Origin of the sequence: Amphibacillus cookii, assembly GCF_016908375.1 — a bacterium.
Classification (GTDB): domain Bacteria; phylum Bacillota; class Bacilli; order Bacillales; family Amphibacillaceae; genus Amphibacillus_C; species Amphibacillus_C cookii.
In genome coordinates this window covers 194268-212985 of record NZ_JAFBDS010000004.1, presented here as the reverse complement: position 1 = coordinate 212985, position 18718 = coordinate 194268, and the positions used below count along the sequence as shown (strand labels likewise).

The window sequence follows — 18718 nt, the reverse complement described above, 5'->3', positions numbered from 1 at the left end:
CCATGAATCTAACGATTATTAGTGTAGGAAAACTAAAAGAAAAATATTTGAGGCAAGGGATCGAGGAGTATGCTAAACGTTTACGCGCTTACGCCAATCTGAATTTAGTTGAGGTAGCCGACGAAAAAGCACCAGAAAGCTTAAGCCCTGCTCAAATGGAAGAAATCAAGAATAAAGAAGGCGACCGAATTTTAGCTAAAATGGCAAAAGATACCTACGTCATTACCCTTGAGATTAAAGGAAAACAACTCAGTTCAGAACAATTAGCTAATCAATTCGATCAGCTGGCGACGCACGGTAAAAGTAAAGTCGCTTTTGTCATTGGAGGGTCGTTAGGATTGAGTGAAGCGGTGATGAAGCGAAGTGACTTTGCCCTGTCATTTTCCAAAATGACCTTACCTCATCAATTGATGCGCTTGGTGTTGTTGGAGCAGGTTTATCGGGAGTTTAGGATTAATAGGGGGGAACCTTACCATAAATAAGGGTAAAATACTAAGGGAAGAAAAGACTTCCCTTAGGTTTTCCTCTTTTGAAAAAGGTTCTTCCATGAAGGTTGTATCGACTGGTGCAAAGCGTTCATTTGATAAAGTTTCAATGCAAAGTATTCCAAAGCATTTTTATGGTCAGTTTGTAGTTGATGGATTACAAAACACGAGAACGCGCATAAATGTTTCTGCAGATCGAAAAACAGCACGTATTGACCGTTTTCCGAGAAGAATACGTGATTTCGCACATGATCAGAAACTGATGCTCAATTTTGATGACTCAATCCGTTTTTCATTAACGTCGACAAAAGAAACAGATACGATGCCGATGGTTCAAAATGATGAATCGCTATTTAATTTAATAATGAAGCTAACGGCTAAAGAGATGCAACAGGCAGTACTGCCATTCTATGAAGTGAAAGCAGCTATCTCAGAAGCACTGATTATTGAATTAAACCAGGTTACGATTGTGGATAGTAATGGACGGGATCTCGAACAACAGCTATTGATGATTGGACAACGTGCTAACGGGGATTTTATACAGGTTTCTCCATATTTTTTCTTCAGTCAGTCACTGGATGCAATGTGCCCATATGTCGGTGAAAATCGAGATATTAAACGTCATGTCATCAAACACGCTAGAAAACTGTTAAAGACGATTCAACGTAAGCGTGAAGACTATGCCAATCGCAAACGGGTCTTCTTGAGAAAATCATTTGAAGATCAGATGGAAACCTTACAGGAGCGAATGAGTATATACCAACAAGAAAATGTAGAGGGAAAGAACAGTGCTTTGATCAATCAAACTTATGCCCAAATTAATGAAATGGAAGATCGGAGCAAAGAGTGGTTGAGCCAAATTGATCGAGAACGCTCAATTCAATTGAAGGCTGTTAAACGAATTGCGCAATTTAAAATTGAACCGAATGGTGTATCTAATGGTCGCGTTGTACCTGAAGACTATCTACCGATAATTGAGGATTATGAGCTACAACGTGGTAGGTTGAATGTGAAGGTTCAGCAATCATTTGGATTAGTAGATTAATTAGTGAAGAAATGAATGGGGAAAATCGATTAATTGTAGTATCGAACGATTTACGTCAATTTCATCAGCAACTAGTTGAGAAAGATTAAGAGTCGTGTGTTTGTTTATGAGATAATTGAAGATCAAATACCAGAACATCAATTAGAATAAGGATTAATGTTTACTTAAAGGGAGGGTTAAACTATGACAAAATGGTGGATGATTCGTGCAGGGGATAATAATGAGTTAATCCCAGTTTGGAATGAAAAGGGTATTGCATCAATTGGATGGCCCAAATTAGGTGATCCAAAACAATATCGCTCAAAAGAAGAAATGATTGTAAAAGCTGATAATGTTTTTGCAGGAAGTAAACCCAGGTCTAGAAATAGTTGGGTGAATCAAGTTTGGCGTTTCAGCAGAGAAATTAACAGAGGTGATCGATTAATAACTTATTCTAAAGAGACTCGAAAGTATATGGTAGGAAAAGTGACAGAACCACATTTCTTTGATAAATCAATTGGTGATCCTGCTTACCCTAATAATATAAGAGTAGACTGGGAAGATATCACTGTAGAAAGAGATGCATTATCGCAAGCAGCGAAAAATAGTTTAGGATCAGTATTAACAGTCTTTCGTGTGGATGGTTGGGGAAGTGAATTTGAAGAGTTATTAGAAACGCCATTTTATGAGCCAGATGATAATGAAGAGGATGAAATAGAAGAAAGTGAAATTATTGAAGATCTTGTCAGTAAAGCCTTCGTTATGGTACAAGACAAAGTCGATAAACTTGATCCATGGCAAATGCAAGAATTGGTAGGTGGACTTTTACAAGCGATGGATTATAATGTACAGGTGAGTCCTAAAGGCCCTGATGGTGGTGTAGATGTTCTAGCATACAAAGACGCTTTCGGATTTGAAAAGCCCATTATAAAGGTACAAGTAAAACACAGAAAGTCTTCGTCTGGTGCACCTGAGATTCAACAGTTGTTAGGTGCAAACCCTATTGATGCTAATAGCTTATTCGTTTCAACAGGTGGATTCACAGCACAAGCAGTAGTAGTGGCAAAGCGTAATTCTGTAAGGTTAGTAGATTTAGAGGAGTTAGTAGATTTAGTTGTACAATGGTATGAGCAAATGCCGAATGATGTAAGGGCGTTGTTGCCGTTGCAGAAGATGTATGTTCCTGAGTAGCTAATGATATTTATTATGAGGAATAAGTAAGAGATATTCAATTGCATTTCATAATACGAATATCATCAAAAAAATTGTGAATTAGGTGATTTTGTATGGAACTAATATCTATAAGCAAACTACTAGAATGGACTTTGTCGGTATTGGGTTAGTTTTACTTTAAGGGGGTAAAGAAAATGAGATGTACAGCTTCAGAACTTGAAATAGAGACAATATTCACTAGGATTAGAACTGATGATATTGATTTACAACCAGATTTTCAACGAGGAGAAGTATGGAGTATTCCAAAGAAAAGGAAATTAATTGATTCAATCTTAAGAGGATGGAGAATACCTCCCATCCATGTTATTGAAAATGAAAATTATGTAGATGAAGTTCTTGATGGACAACAGAGGTTAGCCACCATTAGGGACTTTATGAATGATAAGATAAAAATAGATGGCAGTTTAGCCCCTATAGATGAAAGTATATCAAAATTAGATGGTTTAGTGTATTCAAAACTAGATTCTGACACCCAAAGGAAATTTAAGAAGTATAGTGTGACTATTATTAGATTGACCCAATATATACCTGAAGAACCAGCTGAACTTTTTTATAGGTTAAACCAACCAGCTACTTTGACTTCTGCTGAACAAAGAAACGCATTTGTTGGAAATACAAGAAATCAAATTCGTGAACTTGTAGATGCATTTGAGGATGCAGGAGCTAATAAGGACACAATTGGATTTTCCAACTCCAGGATGGCTTATGATGATGTTATTTCTAAATTTTGTTATGTAGTTGAAATAGGTACCATTAGAAAAAAAGTTACCTCAACTGACATATCTGATAAGTACAGAAATAATCATCCGTTTGATGATAAAGTATTTGGCAAGGTCAAAAAAATATTAATATATTTTATTGAAGGAGCTCAGCTTTCAAAGGACACTTTAGGTGGTAGAAAACTGTCTTTAAATAAAGCTACTTTATTTAGTTGGCTTATTTTCTTAAATAGATATATGGAGAAATTAAGTACGGGGGAAGTAGCAAAGCTTTTATTTGAATTTGAACATGCACGACAGTTAGCTAAAGGGAAAAATGAACATACTCTTTTTTCAGATATTGATAATAATGTGTACTTGTCAAATAAATATCCCTTTTATCAAAGCATGTTTTTAATATTTAATCAAAGGGCAAGCATGGGAAGTACAGATGCAACTTCAATAGTCTACAGGGATATTATTTTAGAAATCTTTGTTGTATTGTATTTTCGTGACAAACATTTCAACGATGATTTATATACTACGTTGTTAGAAGACTATGATAAAAAGCAAAACTTATCGCTAACTATAGAGTTTATCTCCAATTTTTTTAATTGGGGGGATAATATCAAATGGTAAGATTGGCTGAGGTGAATAAAGTATGGGAACTAGTTTATAAAAGAAATTATGATCATTTAATAAAGAGCATAGAGTTAAACGGTATAGGTGGCATCAATAAAGTTGAATTTGAAAAAGGCATTTTTGCTATTTGTGGATTAAATGGGGCAGGGAAATCTACAATTATATCATCACTTAAGGATGTATTAGGAATTAAAACTAATACTCAAGATAAAAAGAAAATAAATGGAAATAGTATAGAAGCACAAGTACTAAGTAAAAGCGGAGACCTGTTAGAAGTAAGTAATGCTGATGAGGAAAGATTAGTAAACATAACAGGAGACGATGATTCTGTATATTATCTCGATTATAAACTATCTTTAGATGCATTAGAATTCCTTGAACAAGATAATTTAGATGAATTATTGGAGCAGTATGATGAAAATATAATTCCGAGTAATCAAATTCAAAGTCTTAATTATATAATAGGAAAGGATTATGACGAAGTTAAATTAATTGAGATTGAAGACGGCAGTGAGATAATTCCTTACTTTAAAGTAAAGACTGCACAACTTGAGTATAACTCTTTAGGTATGGGTATTGGAGAACATTTCTTATTTTATATTTTTTGGGTATTTTATAGAATTAAAGGCACTGGAATCATATTAATTGAAGAGCCAGAAACATTTATTAGTATAAATTCACAGCAAAAGTTAATGAACTTTATAGCTGATTATGCTAGCAAGCAAGGGATTACTGTTATACTAGCTAGTCACTCACCATACATTATCAAGAAAATAAAAAAGGAAAATATTATTATACTTAGTAGATATTCAAACCAAGTGTCAATTATCAAACCATCAGTCAATAAAGATTCCCTAGTTTCACTTGGACTTGAACTACCTAAGGAAGGTTGTATATATGTAGAAGATAAAATTGCAGAATTGTTTCTAAAGACTGTGTTATCCAGAAACTGCCCTCATATTTTAAGAGATTATAATATTGAGTATGTTGAGGGTCATGCTTCTATAACAAAAAGATTAATGTTTCCTAAATCGGATAAGTTTACATACAAGTTAATAGGTTTATACGATGGTGATATCAGAGAGGAGATTGAAGAAGTAAAGGACAAGCTTAGTTGGGAATACTCTTTTCTACCGACGGAAATGGCAATTGAAATGGAGTTTAAGAAGTGCTTGAGAGAAAAAACAGACGAATTTGCTACTTCACTTGGAATAGATAAGAGCAATCTGATTCATATACTAACAACTATAAATGGTGAAGATCATCATGATTGGTTTATCGAGTTATGCCGTAAGTCTGGAAAAGATAAGGTGATTTTATTTGAAAAGTTGTATGAATTGTGGGTAAATGATGAAACAAATCAGACTAAAACTGAAAGCTTTATTAAGGAATTAATGGATATTTGTTATTAAATTAAGTAATAAAAACGTATTCATATAAAACGTACGCAACTTCTAATGAATGGAGTAAGTACACTTAGCAGGTAAATGCTAAGAGAACATTTGATATTTGATTTTAAGGGTAGCGGTCATTAACGACTGCCACCCTTATTTATGTTTTAACGCCAGTACTATTTTACCCTACAAACTGGTACGGTGAACCGTGTCACAAATAGAGTGGTAAAACAGGGAATAATATAATCTTCTAATGTTTAGGCAGGGAAGCCTGTCTTTTTCTCTACATATTAAGAAAACGACTTTGTCAAACTAATTTAATATTAAAAATTAAGGAGATTTTGAGCTTCTGAATAGCGTAAAGCCCAATAAATCAAAATGTGAGCAATAGAGCGTTGAGAACATTGGAGTCCAAGTTTAAATTCTTAGAAAAATTAGTTCCTAAGGTCTGAGAGAAAAACCTCACATTAGATTAATTGACAAAAAAACAAAGCATTTCTTCCTATTTACGGAAAAAAACACTTCAATTAGTATAAGTTTATAAACGGTTATTACAGTTAAATCAGCTCGGTTAGCTGAGCTGATCAATAACGACGTGTAATAGCCTAAATGAAGAAGGTAGAAAAAAATGATCACCACTGATAAAAAATATCCAAACAAAAGATGATTCTTATCTTTTCTAAGTGAGGCTATGTCCGATGAAACAGTTAAATGCAGAGCGATTAAGTGATACAATGGAAGCAAGAGTCAAGCATTACCAAGACTATCGAGATCAATTTGAACAGCTTCGTCACTCCTTTGAAGAAATCGTCAATTTAGATGGATTTGATGGCCGCGGGGCTGAAGCGATTAAAGGGTTCTATCAAGGACAAATGGATGTGATCGATGCATGGTATCGTTTTATCGATCATCAAATTGCCTTTTTTGAAGGGGTATCAGGTACCTTATCTGACTTTGAATTAGGGGATCAAACAAAGGTAGATAGCCAGTTTTTGAGTGAAGATCTTGCCCAACGTGAAGTCCAGGCAGATGAAATGGTCAGTGATCAACACCAAACATTAGAACAGATCTTTAGTGAGATCGAAGACATTATGACCCTCCGTCCGTTCTCAAGAGATGGATTTGACGAACAGATGAGCGAGTTGCATGAGAAGCGGGTGGAAACGATTGAGGCGGTTGAGGATGTCGATCACATCTTAGCCGAAGACTATGAGTCCTCTTTAGTCGAACAGCAATTTATGGCGGCATTATTTGATGAACTCCTGTTAGCAACGATGCAAGGTGGTGACGTATCAACGATCCACTTTGATGCCAACGCTTATCACAACAGTGAGGTCTACAAAAATATTGAAAATGCGGAAACCTACACCGCCGAATATCTCGCCCACAAACAAGAACAAGCCCATGCAAGAGAACTGCAAGATCGTGCGTGGTATGAAGTCCTTTGGGACGGCACGAAAACCTTTGTCGGCGAAGCGACCGGCTATTACGACTTGATTCGTGCCTCGACAGGGGTCGATCCGGTTACCGGCGTTGAATATACCGCCGGTCAACGCATCGCGTATGCGGGTCTAGCCGCCGCTGGTTTTATCCCGTTTGTCGGTTGGGCAGGCAAAGCGGTCAAAGGTGGCAAGGGTATATACGCGACCACCAAAGGGGTCAAAGCGGTTAATACGAGTCTCGATATCTATAAAACGGCGAATGCCTTATCGACGATACAAAAGGCAGAGATGGGACTTTACGGCTTAGCTGCCGCCAATGGTTTCTCAGAATATATCACCGGTAAAGATGTTCTTGGCAATGAATTAACAGCCGAACAGCGCAGTGCGAGTCTTGGCACCGGAATCGCCGCTAGTCTGCCATTCGCACCAAGCATCTTCAGCCAAAGCAAATACCTTGGCAAACAAACGATGCAGAAAATCGGCAATATGAACCTAACTAGTGGTTCCAACAACATGTTTAGGTCATTCGGTGAAAAACAAAGCGGTCTACAAAGATGGCTTGGCAACCGTCAAGTCCAACCCGCCTTCGCAGGTAATGTTCCAGACGTGCCGATGCGTGTGATGGATAGTGGGCATATTAACAAGAAGTTGGATGTTGTTTATTCGAAGCGTGTTGATGGTGTGAATGTTGGTAAGGGTAATGGTGTACCTTCTTATGGAAAGAAGTCAGTACCTATTGGACCTTATAGAGAAGTTAATAGATTCCCAGTTAAAGTAAAGTCAGGTGCTCAAGAAAAGCATATTCCGAATACGCCAAATTACAAACAAGAAATAGCAAACGGAAAAAACAAGAGTATTTTCTATGGAGATAATAAAACAGCACAAGAATTGCTTGATGAATTTGCAGGGAAAGGTCAACTACTGCCAAACGGTAAAAAAGAAAGAGTAGACTTTGGTAAACGAATTGGAAAATATTATGATCGTGATACTAGTGAATACCTTGAAACTACTAGAGGAATGATTCATTACGGAAAAGACGGAGCACATATAGTGCCTTCAGAACCATTAAAGAAGTAATAAGAGGAGGATATACATGGAATATGATCCTTTAATAAAAGCGTTAAAAGAGCATAAAGGTAGTGATTTGATAATAGAGTGGAATAGTGGATTAAAGATTATTGGTGAACCAGACACACTCTTTGAAACAGACAACGGATTGGATGATGATGATGTAAATTATACCGAATATTATGCAGTTACATTTCAAGTGAATGATATTTTAGCGCATCCTACTAGTGAAGAAAGTAGTTTATATAATTGGTTAATACAAAAGAAAGGTTCATTAGTTGAAATTTCACTTTATGATGATCCCCCAAGTGCAATATTTTTAACTGACGGAAAAAGTATATGGAAAAGCGATAGTAAAAAATAAAAACGTTACCTTCAATTAATAATTGCCATATAAAAAAAATAGAGGATGTAAAATATTAATTAACATATCAAATAATTCAAAAACTAGTCTTTAAGACTAGTTTTTTTTATATTAGAAATTTTTTGATATAATGATTGGAAAGCAAAAACTTTGTAAAGTAGGGGGTTATTTAATGTCGGAGGCAGTTTCATTAGAAGAAGAGCCATTGTCAGATGATGAACAAACATTGAGATCTTTAATCTATTCAATTAATAAAAAAGCTACAATAACGCTGTTAAGAGAAAAATATGACATGAAGGATTGTGAAACAAAGCATACTATAGACGATATAATAGCTAGTATAACCGATTCTACTGCAAAGGAATCTATTTTAGATGATATGTGGAGTATAAAAGAATATTCAAAAGGGGTTCATGAAGATACTTTTATAGAACTCTGTAGACGATATGGACTGGAGGATATTTCTTTTCAAGAAAACATTAAAGTAGTAGTAACTCTTAAACATTTACCTTGATGGGCTAAATTTCCTTTCAAGTTTTTTTATCTTAATTTATATTAAAACAGCTGATAATTGAGTGGGATAATAAGAAATGATTTGTTTGAGAATCAAGAGCTCATGATGGTTATACCAGCAAGGAGTTAAGTTTGTTACTTTGCGGAACTGAACAAGAAAGACAAATGGGCGAGATGACATTTTAGATGACAGGGGCAGTTATTACATGGCATAGCTAAAAAACGAAAGATAAAAACAAAGCACTTGGCGATAAATAATGGATAAAGTGAAAGTGTGTTTTTTTGCTGCCTTAGCTTGAAAAATTTGAGTTGTATTTTAACTTCAATCCACAGCCAAGAGAAGACATAATCACGACTAGGACCATGCCGGACATTTATTCAGACCATAGTGCGTGTCTAATAGCTAAAAAACCTCGTTTACATCCACCACGGAGAACCGTACCACAAGTGATGGTAAAACAAAAATTAGCTGTGTCTAATTCACTTGCCTGATAAGATAGATAAAATAAAAGTCGTTTCACGTGTGAATAAAGAGAGTAGCTTTGAGGTGCTAAAAGGAAAAGAAATAGAAAATGAAGATGAGCTCACTTTGTCAACAAAGCACACTGAAGAAGTAAAGGCTGTTTTAGGTGACTTCCTTGAAAAGGATAGGAAACATGTAGTTAGTTTAGAAAATGTTAATGATGAAATAGTATTGACAGCACATGTTGAACAACGAAGAAAAGCTATTACTACTATATCAGGTAATTCCAAGGTATCTACTGTTACAATTTATCCTGCAGCAAAGGCTATTTCTAAGTACAACAAAACTAATAATCAACTGCATATTAACTGTGGACCGAATAAAAAGTTAAAAAAATATATCTTAAGTACATTTGGAAAAGTATTTTTTAATGATAATAATCATTTTAATGGTACTCATGTAAGTGTTTATAAATTGGATGCTTTTACAAACGAAGATTTTTCCATAAATTTAGATGAAGACTTACAAGAACAAATAGTTTCAGCAAGAATTACTGAAGAAACTATACGAATACCTGTAGATGATGATGAATTAATATTAAATTTGAAAGCCAATGACGTTGAAAAAGCTTTAGACATCCTCTCAAACAAACAAATAGACTTAACCAATCAAGTACGTGATAAAATAACTCTCGAGATAACTGTCCGGGTTAGCAAAGGCGATAAGGAAAGCAAAGAAGAGAAGAATAAGAAGGTAAAAGTTGTTGTAAGTAGTGACAACAAAATAAGCTTTAACCCAGAATACACATCTATAGTAAATAAATGTTTAGAAAAGTGGGGGATTAAAGTTGGTGAATAAAGTTACCACAAATAATGATTTAGTTAAAGATATATTACAAGAAATTCAATCAAATGAATATAAATATTTCACAGAACAAGAAATACAACTATTGATGGAAAGAGATAAGGAAATTTTAAATTGGTTTAAAACTAAATCACTTAGCTCAAAATCTTGTAGCATTTGCTTTGGTAGAAATTGCAAAGTTGATTTTGATAAGGACGATGACTTTTTACCTTGTCCGTATGGCGAAAATGAAATTATTGAAATTACTGAAAGTGATAAGGTCGGTTACATTTTTAAAATGGATGCGCTTTTACACAATATCAGGGAGGTTTTAGGTTTAGAAGGTGAAAGGAAGAGGTATAGTTCATTTCGTTATATTGGTGAGAAAAGTATAAGAGATGATAATTGGTCAGTCGCTTTTTCTTTTGGCAAATATTCAAATCACTCCTTGGGAGAAGCATTTGAATTTCATTTGCAAAAAAGCTCTATCTTTACTCTAATTATTTTTGACGAAATTCCAACATACGTTTCTGAAAATAATGAGCTTCTAAAACAATTAGGAATTTATTATATTCCATTTGACCTAATACAACAAGATACAATAGAAAACTTATATGAAGAATTTCCAGATGATATACAAATAAGAAAGACACTAATTAATGTGGAAAATGAAGTTTCAATTGAAAAGGTAACCGTATCGGAATTGTGGAAACATGCAACAGCCGGGAATAAAGGTGATCAATTTGAAGATAGTGTATTACAAATTATAAAGAAGGCTTTCTATAATGTTATTCCATTTGGAAGTCTATACAAAGGAATGGCAATCCCAGATGGGCTAATAATGAATAAAAATAAAGAAAAAATAAGCACACTATTTTATGATTGTAAATCTTTTAGCGGAGATGAATATAAACATAAAGCGGCTACACCAATGCAAGTTAATTACTATCAAAGCTTTTTAGAATCATTCTATAAACAAGGTTATAACAATAGTGGATTTGTTATATTTTCAAGTGAATATCCGGATGATGTGAAAAAACAAATCACCGGTTCAGCTCAATGGGATTTTGTTCAACAAAATAACAAGGTGTTTTTCTTAAGCGTTAGAGGACTTGAAAAGCTAGATTACTTGTTAAAAGAATTTGATTCACATGACGTACTTAATACTAGTGTTTTATTCGAATTGCTATTTGAAAGAAACGGGGAATATATATTATCTGATAGTTTAAAAGATAAGTATTACAAGCTGTTTCATTCTGATTCACAGGATAATTTCTTTTTTATTTCTCCTGAACATATAGAAGTTGCTATAATTATTAGCATGCTCCAAAAAGTTAGCGAAAAATATGCAGATGAGGGTATAAGGAAGCATTTAAAAGAGACGATGAGGAAAGCTCAACATACTAACAAGAAAGGAAGAATCAAAAAGCCGCAAATATCTTCCTTTGTAGAAAAGATGATTGATGTAATAAATAAAAAAGAGGAATTAGCCTTGCATCCACTTAGTATTCTAATATTTTTAGATCATCAAGATGATGAAATGTGTAATTATTTTGGTGAAGAAAAATATGATGAAATATATGAAGGATATGATGAAAGAACTAGTTGTCTTATAGTGGATAAAAATTAATATAGATGGAGAAGGTCAAAAAGCACATTTTAATTATATGATGTTACCTGGCAATATTCAATAGCATCTTTACTAATTTAAAAATATTAAGCTTCAATATCTATTGATTACAGAAATAGAAAGAAAGCTGTCATACCAACTACGAAATCAAGCCTGGATGGCTTTGAATACTTTGTGGTGGTTTATAAAGACGTATTTATGAACTGCTTTAGTCAGTCTCAATATTTTAATAAAAGTCGAGTCTTTCCCAACTAAGTAAACTATCTCCATCCTTGTATATTGTATTTAAGGTTTTAATCTTCAGACTTTGAAAGGAAAACCTTATGAACCTGAGTTATTTCTTAGTTGGTATTTCCTCAATTATTTGAGAAAATATACTTAATGGATTGAGAGGTGGATCGTTTCATCCTTGGGTTATAAAACTCGTAATCGAAAGACTGATCCCTCTCACTGTTAAGCTGATTACGAATGAGTTAGATGTTGAAGGCATTTTGCCTTACTCCGTATTTAGCACAAGGTCGTGACGCTTTTCAGATGAGTGGTATTCAATCCAAATAAATTAAGAAGGTGAAGCTATGTTTTATCTTGGCATCGATATTGGCAAGCGTACTCATGTTGCTTCTGTGATGGATGATGCAGGAAAAGTAGTATTAAAAGGATATTCTTTTCCTAACACTTTTGAAGGCGGCCACTCACTACTCACTCGTTTACGTACCATTTCAGATGACCCTTCTCTTTTCATTACGAGAATGGAAGCGACTGGACATTATTGGCTTGCTCTCTTTTCTTTTCTTGATGAAGCCGATTATTTTGTCCATGTGATTAACCCTATCCAAACAGACGGGTGGAGAAAAGGCACTGAAATTCGAAAACGTAAGACGGATATCATTGATTCTGTATTAATCGCGGATCTTATGCGTTATGGGTCATTTGAAGACACATCTTTAGCGAATGAAGATATCTTCTCCTTACGTCAATTAACTCGTTATCGTTCCTACTTAGTTGCAACAGCTGGTGATTTTAAACGCAAAATTATCGCTATTTTAGACCAAGTTTTCCCTGAGTACGATACAATCTTTTCAAAAGTTGGCTTGTTTGGGAAAGCGTCAAAAGCGTTACTTCTTGAATACTCCACACCCGATGCTTTTAACGAGATTACTGCGCATACTTTGGCCGAAACGCTTCGTTTAGCTAGCCGTAATCGCATAGGACTAGTTAAAGTAGAAACACTAAAAACAGCTGCTTCGACGTCTTTTGGTATTCGATTTGCGCAAGATGCCTTCACTTTCCAACTACGTTCCATGATTGAACAACTAAACTTTCTAGAAGAACAAATCAAGCAAACAGAAGAAGAAATACGTCAATTAATGATTTGTACTGCTTCTGTCATTGAAACAATTCCAGGTATCGGAACCAATTACTGGCGCAACAATATTAGGTGAAATCGGTGATATTCATAAGTTTTCTAATCCTAAAAAGTTAGTTGCTTACGCTGGCATTGATGCCTCTGTATCCCAATCCGGGCAATTTGAAGGAACGCACAATGTCATGAGTAAACGCGGTTCCCCTTATTTACGCAAAGCTCTGTTTCAAGCTGCTTTAGTCGCGTCCCGCAGTGATCCTGTTTTAAAAGCCTTTTACAAGAAGAAACGTGCAGAAGGAAAACATCACTTGACCGCAATTGGTGCTGTTTCTAGGAAATTGTGTTACATCATACATGCAATTTTAACCAAAAACCAACCCTATCAAATTCGTCAGTAAGAAAAAAATAATTGTTTCTGATGTTTATTTGCTGTGCCTAAATTTCAGCATATTTACCAGAATTAATTTTTATTTTTTACTTGACTTTATATAGTTAGTCTTTCTTCTACTTGCGTAAGTGAGATATAATGAACATGTAATAGTCTTTTAAAAGGAGTGATATATTGCTTGATTCATCAGTTATACCTCAAGCAAATAGCCTAGAAGATGTAATTAGATCAGTTGAGGCCGTTTCAAGAGGTGCGAGAACTTACCAAGATATAGCAGGCGCTATAGGAAAAGGAGAAAGACAAGGGCGTTATTATCGTCTTGCTGGGGAACAATTGGGGATGTTGAGGTTGGCGGGTACTAATCATTCCGAGCTTACGGAGAGCGGCTCAGAGTTTCTATCATTACCTGAAGAAGCAAGAAGACTTTATTTAGCTAACGCGGTTTTGAGAAATGATGCAATTAATGAAGTCTACGAATACATAGTGTCACATCCACATTGTGTTACAGAGGAAATAGCTAGTCACTTAATATCTCTTGATGTGAAGTCAAGCATTGCTTCTCGTAGAACTTCCACGATGATAAGATGGCTTTTGGAATTGGAATTAATTAATATAGATGCCAATAACCGATATACTGTTAATTTTAGACCGGTCTATAATGGTTATGCGATGGAAGTCCAAGATACCAATGGGGAACCAGATAATAACCAAGAGACTCAGGAAACATATAGATCAAATAGTTTAGTGTCCGAAATAAGAGAGTTAAATGATATTTGGGATGGTTCATTATCTACAGAAGGAGATGGACAAATCACATTTCAAGTGGATGCAGCGGCTCGAGAAAGAGCTTCAGTGAACCACCAACAATTAGTAACTAAGATGGCTAGAGCATTGACAAGAAAAAATATTCTTCCAAGGTCTAATCGACACATTGATTTATATGCTGAAGATTCTGATCAGGAGCATATTTTTGAAATGAAAAGTTGTAACTCAACTAACATGCTTAGTCAGATAAGACGTGGGATTGCTCAATTGTATGAATATCGTTATCGGCATAATAAGCCTAATGCAACGTTATGGTTGGTTTTGGAAGCTGAACCTTTAGATGGAAATGAATGGGTTATACATTACTTGGTAGAGGATAGAGGTATTAATATTTGTTGGTCATTGGACGAAATTAACTTTGATTGTCCACCACAATGTAGAAATGCTCTAAACGATTTATTATTTTAAATAAACACTTGTTTTTGTGAGTGTTTTTTATTGTGCAAATTATGTCTCGACACTGTACATAAATGAATTTTGGCTATAAAATATATATTATTACGGTAATGAAAAAAGGGAATGAATGTGGTATAATTTTCGGTTTAGTACTGAGTTTAACCCTTTTAAGGAGGGACACTTTTGAGTAGCTTTGAAAAAGTATATGAAGACATTTTTAATGATATAGATTTAATAGAACCTAAGCCAATCTTAAAATGGGCCGGGGGCAAAACACAACTTCTTGATGTTTTAAAAGAAGCTGCACCCAAGAAATTCAATAAATACATAGAACCGTTTTTTGGTGGTGGGGCTTTCTTTTATTCACTAAGTCCATCGAATGCTGTTATAGCAGACAGTAATGAGGAACTAATTAACTTATATAATGTAGTCTCAAAAGATGTCGAATCGGTGATCGATGAATTAAAAGTTATGCCTAACGATAAAGACTTCTTTTTAGATGTACGTGCGCAAGATACTTCAACTCTTTCTGAAGTAGAAAGAGCCGCTAGAATGATTTATTTAAACAGGACTTGTTTTAATGGATTATATAGAGTAAATAAACAAGGAAAATTTAATGTACCATTTGGTAATTATAAAAATCCAAATATTTGTGATGAAGACAAGTTAAGATCAGCTAGTAATTTATTGAAAAGAACAAAAATTATTCACGGGGATTATAAACAGGTTTTACGTGAGTATGCTGAGCCAGGTGACTTTGTATTTTTAGATCCGCCATACTTGCCAATCAGTGAGTATTCTGATTTTAAACGTTACACTAAAGAACAATTTTATGAAGAAGATCATATAGAACTAGCGAATGAAGTGAAAAGACTTCATGAGTTAGGTTGCCATGTACTATTGACCAATTCCAACCACCCTTTAGTCCATGAGTTATATAGTGAATTTAATATCAGTGTACATCAAACAAAAAGAAATATAAGTAGTAAAGGTGGAAAGCGGAAAGGAGAAGATGTTTTAGTAAAGGTTGAGCCAAAACGAAATATTATAGTTGTTCCGGATGAAATTCAGCTTCATCAACAAGTAGAAAAGTACCCTAGTACCAGATTCATGGGTAGCAAGGCAAATTTACTTAAACATATTTGGGGAGTAGCATCTCAGTTTGACTTTGACAGTGTAGCCGATATTTTTTCAGGGAGTGGCGTTGTTTCTTATATGTTTAAGGCACAGGGGAAAGAAGTGTTTAGTAATGATTACATGGCACTTTCCTCTACTTTTACAAAAGCATTAGTCGAAAATAATAAGTCTAAATTAACTGAAAAAGATTTGAATAAACTACTTACGTTAGATGTAGAAACAGATAACTTTGTTTCTAGCACATTTAAAGGTCTTTATTTTAGTGATGAAGATAATGCGTTTATTGACCAGGTTAGAACGGCTATTCCTTATTTAAATAACAAAAACAAGCAAGCTTTAGCGATGTCATCATTGGTTAGAGCTTGTATGAAAAAAAGACCAAGAGGGATTTTTACTTATACAGGATTAGATCGGTATAATGATGGAAGAAGAGACTTGCAATTATCTTTAAGGGAACATTTTATCGAAGCAGTTAATATATACAATGATGCTGTCTTTGATAATGGGCAAAATAACAAATCACGTCATGGAGATGCTATGACAGCTAGACGTAAGGCTGACTTAGTATATATAGATCCTCCGTATTATAGTCCTTATTCTGATAATGAATATGTTCGTAGGTATCATTTTGTTGAAGGACTTGCTATGGACTGGAAAGATGTTGACATTCAAGAAAATACCAAAACAAAGAAATTTAAAAACTATCCAACCCCGTTTAATTCACGCCAAGGCGCATATAACGCCTTCGATCAATTATTCAAAAAGCACAAGGATAGTATTCTAATAGTTTCATATTCTTCAAACTCTTTACCAACTAAATCGGAAATGCTAGAAATATTATCGAATTACAAGAACAATGTAGAGGTAGTCTCGGTGAACCATAAATACTCATTTGGCAATCAAGGCAATAAGGTAGGACAAAATAAAAATGACGTAGAAGAATATTTGTTTATTGGCTATTAGTAATTATAGATAAGTTAATGTCAATACACTTTAAAGTAAAAAGAGTAAACAGATTTAAAAATATGTTAACAATATAAAATTAAGGTGTTATTTTTATTATAAACACACGATAAGTAAACTAAGCTCTTTATTGTGTTTCTTTAAGTGTGCTCCTTTGAAACATATTTACACTATCTGCATTTCTAGTTTGGTTGCCTTGGTAAAGCACCAAACAATACTTAAAAACCTTTTAGAACACTTATAAGCCTTATCTCGCTTTATTGAATTGCGAGGTAGGGCTTTTTTATTTCAATAACATTCTAGGAGGTTTTATAAATGGTTCTTTGTCAAATGTGGTGGTGGGGGTTTTACCCCATCACCTTTTTAAAATCCTGTTGCCACAGGATTTTCTTCTTCATTCTCTCAAAACTCTTGATCCCATAAGAATTGCGCTTTAACACTTTTATCGTACTATTAACGCCTTCAATATATCCGTTATTAAAGGGATACATAAAGGCTTGTAGAATCTCTTGACGCCAATTGACAAATGTCTTTCACACCCTTCTGAATCCTTCGATTCCAGAAGCCCTTAGGGCTTCGAGGCACTGAACCAGGTTTTTTCCTGCTGTTTCATGATCACTCTCTCTGAACCATCGTTCCATTTTCATTTTCAACTGATATGCCTCTCTCAACCGTGGGTCAATCGCCAAGATCCGATTCACTTTCTCATCCTGCTCTTTTGTGAGGGTGTAGTGTGACTTCCACTATAGCTTCTTGCTCCGTTTCATATGAAGCCGTGTTCGTTTATCAACTTCTCCCTGTACTTCGCGTCTGACTTCATCCAAAGCCCAGTAAACCTGGCGCATGAAATGAAAACGATCGGCAATGATTAAAGGGTCACCAAGTTCGTCACAAACAGCTTTCTTAAACCACTTTGATAAATCCATGACGACCATTTCGACGCTCCCCGTATCGCACGAACGCAGATATCGCTTGATCGTATCCACCTTCCGGTCTGGAAGAATATCAATGATTTCTTTGTTCTCCACATCCACAATGATCGTCTGGAATCGTTCACCTCCAGCATCATCCCCTTTAAATTCATCAATGGCTATGGCTCTTGGAAGCACGCGCGTCGTTTTGATCTCTCTGCGATCAAACAGACGCATCAACCGTGTAACCGTCATATTAGCCCAACGAGCTGCGGTTTTAAATGACCCGAAAGCTGCATACATGAGCGCTTCGTTTTGAACAGATCTGATAACGCGTTGATAGTAGCCGACCATGAGCAGACGCTCATAAAACGTTTTGCCACACGCCTGACATAGGTACCTGCGCTTACGCAACACTATATTCACTTTGCCATAAGGCAGGGACGGGCCCTGAATTTCCTGATTGCGATAGCCGTGTACACGCTTCGTCTTATAGCCGCAATGCGGACATTTTTGTTTTCTTTTCTCTGTATAAAGGTCTACACACATGGAATGATCAGCGTTCCGGGAAATCTCCCAGACTTTCACGTTTTTGTCTTTAATCCCTAACAGTTCTATGATAATATTGTCTTGCATCCGTTCTCTCTCCTTTGCCTTTGGGGTTGCATCTTTAGGATAACAAAAGAGAGAGAATGGTGCTTTTTTTATGCGCTGACATCCACTAGCACTGGAGGAAGCACCACCACATTCATTATAGAGCCAAAAAAAAAACAAAGAAATTTTTAGGAAATAAAAAAAATCCTGATTACAAAAAATGAATTATTTCATTTTCTGTAATCAGGATTTTAATGTTCCTGGTAGAGGCCCTCATACCATATTCTGAGGTTATACAGGTAATTAATTTATAAGCGAGCACTTTGAACAGTTTACTAACTA

Annotated in this window: 12 protein-coding genes, 2 pseudogenes and 1 riboswitch; of the genes and pseudogenes, 13 read left to right on the top strand and 1 reads right to left on the bottom strand. The window is 35.1% G+C overall.

Annotation, left to right across the window (positions count from 1 at the left end; translation table 11 throughout):
- Window positions 1-2 precede the first annotated feature (2 nt).
- The 13 genes and pseudogenes from rlmH to JOE23_RS07525 all read left to right on the top strand — a co-directional run bounded on the left by rlmH (window position 3) and on the right by JOE23_RS07525 (window position 16871).
- Window positions 3-482: a 23S rRNA (pseudouridine(1915)-N(3))-methyltransferase RlmH gene (gene rlmH, locus JOE23_RS07585; RefSeq protein ID WP_204437196.1), complete on the top strand. Its 480-nt coding sequence runs from the start codon at window positions 3-5 to the stop codon at window positions 480-482.
- 64 nt (window positions 483-546) lie between these two features.
- On the top strand, window positions 547-1530 hold the full coding sequence (locus JOE23_RS07580; protein WP_204437194.1) for a hypothetical protein: 984 nt from the start codon (window positions 547-549) through the stop codon (window positions 1528-1530).
- Between the two features lie 183 nt (window positions 1531-1713).
- A complete protein-coding gene (locus JOE23_RS07575) occupies window positions 1714-2700 on the top strand; it encodes a restriction endonuclease (protein WP_204437191.1) in 987 nt (328 codons plus the stop codon).
- 176 nt (window positions 2701-2876) lie between these two features.
- Window positions 2877-4079: a DUF262 domain-containing protein gene (locus JOE23_RS07570; RefSeq protein WP_204437183.1), complete on the top strand. Its 1203-nt coding sequence runs from the start codon at window positions 2877-2879 to the stop codon at window positions 4077-4079.
- Entirely contained in the window at window positions 4073-5494 is a 1422-nt protein-coding gene (locus JOE23_RS07565) for an AAA family ATPase (protein ID WP_204437181.1), read from the top strand. Before JOE23_RS07570 ends, JOE23_RS07565 begins: the two co-directional genes overlap by 7 nt.
- Before the next feature lie 680 nt (window positions 5495-6174).
- On the top strand, window positions 6175-7995 hold the full coding sequence (locus JOE23_RS07560; protein WP_204437179.1) for a T7SS effector LXG polymorphic toxin: 1821 nt from the start codon (window positions 6175-6177) through the stop codon (window positions 7993-7995).
- A gap of 16 nt (window positions 7996-8011) precedes the next feature.
- Window positions 8012-8350, top strand: a complete 339-nt coding sequence (locus JOE23_RS07555; protein WP_204437178.1) for a hypothetical protein — start codon at window positions 8012-8014, stop codon at window positions 8348-8350.
- A 172-nt stretch (window positions 8351-8522) separates the two neighbouring features.
- Window positions 8523-8864 (top strand): hypothetical protein, encoded by a 342-nt coding sequence (locus JOE23_RS07550; RefSeq protein WP_204437177.1) that lies wholly within the window; start codon window positions 8523-8525, stop codon window positions 8862-8864.
- Between the two features lie 546 nt (window positions 8865-9410).
- Window positions 9411-10184: a hypothetical protein gene (locus JOE23_RS07545; RefSeq protein ID WP_204437176.1), complete on the top strand. Its 774-nt coding sequence runs from the start codon at window positions 9411-9413 to the stop codon at window positions 10182-10184.
- Window positions 10177-11799 (top strand): hypothetical protein, encoded by a 1623-nt coding sequence (locus tag JOE23_RS07540; protein ID WP_204437175.1) that lies wholly within the window; start codon window positions 10177-10179, stop codon window positions 11797-11799. Before JOE23_RS07545 ends, JOE23_RS07540 begins: the two co-directional genes overlap by 8 nt.
- 575 nt (window positions 11800-12374) lie before the next feature.
- A pseudogene (locus tag JOE23_RS07535) lies at window positions 12375-13560 on the top strand (IS110 family RNA-guided transposase).
- Window positions 13561-13724: 164 nt separating this feature from the next.
- Complete coding sequence (locus JOE23_RS07530; RefSeq protein ID WP_204437173.1) at window positions 13725-14783, top strand: DUF7226 domain-containing protein; 1059 nt, start codon at window positions 13725-13727, stop codon at window positions 14781-14783.
- A 171-nt stretch (window positions 14784-14954) separates the two neighbouring features.
- Complete coding sequence (locus tag JOE23_RS07525; RefSeq protein ID WP_239585320.1) at window positions 14955-16871, top strand: Dam family site-specific DNA-(adenine-N6)-methyltransferase; 1917 nt, start codon at window positions 14955-14957, stop codon at window positions 16869-16871.
- A 347-nt stretch (window positions 16872-17218) separates the two neighbouring features.
- Here the strand turns inward: JOE23_RS07525 and JOE23_RS07520 are convergent.
- A pseudogene (locus tag JOE23_RS07520) lies at window positions 17219-18418 on the bottom strand (ISL3 family transposase).
- 178 nt (window positions 18419-18596) lie between these two features.
- A riboswitch (purine riboswitch) is annotated at window positions 18597-18695 on the bottom strand.
- Between the last annotated feature and the right edge of the window lie 23 nt (window positions 18696-18718).

Coding starts and splice junctions, on each gene's coding strand:
- rlmH (WP_204437196.1), top strand. CDS start 3: ATGAATCTAACGATTATTAGTGTAGGAAAACTAAAAGAAAAATATTTG.
- JOE23_RS07580 (WP_204437194.1), top strand. CDS start 547: ATGAAGGTTGTATCGACTGGTGCAAAGCGTTCATTTGATAAAGTTTCA.
- JOE23_RS07575 (WP_204437191.1), top strand. CDS start 1,714: ATGACAAAATGGTGGATGATTCGTGCAGGGGATAATAATGAGTTAATC.
- JOE23_RS07570 (WP_204437183.1), top strand. CDS start 2,877: ATGAGATGTACAGCTTCAGAACTTGAAATAGAGACAATATTCACTAGG.
- JOE23_RS07565 (WP_204437181.1), top strand. CDS start 4,073: ATGGTAAGATTGGCTGAGGTGAATAAAGTATGGGAACTAGTTTATAAA.
- JOE23_RS07560 (WP_204437179.1), top strand. CDS start 6,175: ATGAAACAGTTAAATGCAGAGCGATTAAGTGATACAATGGAAGCAAGA.
- JOE23_RS07555 (WP_204437178.1), top strand. CDS start 8,012: ATGGAATATGATCCTTTAATAAAAGCGTTAAAAGAGCATAAAGGTAGT.
- JOE23_RS07550 (WP_204437177.1), top strand. CDS start 8,523: ATGTCGGAGGCAGTTTCATTAGAAGAAGAGCCATTGTCAGATGATGAA.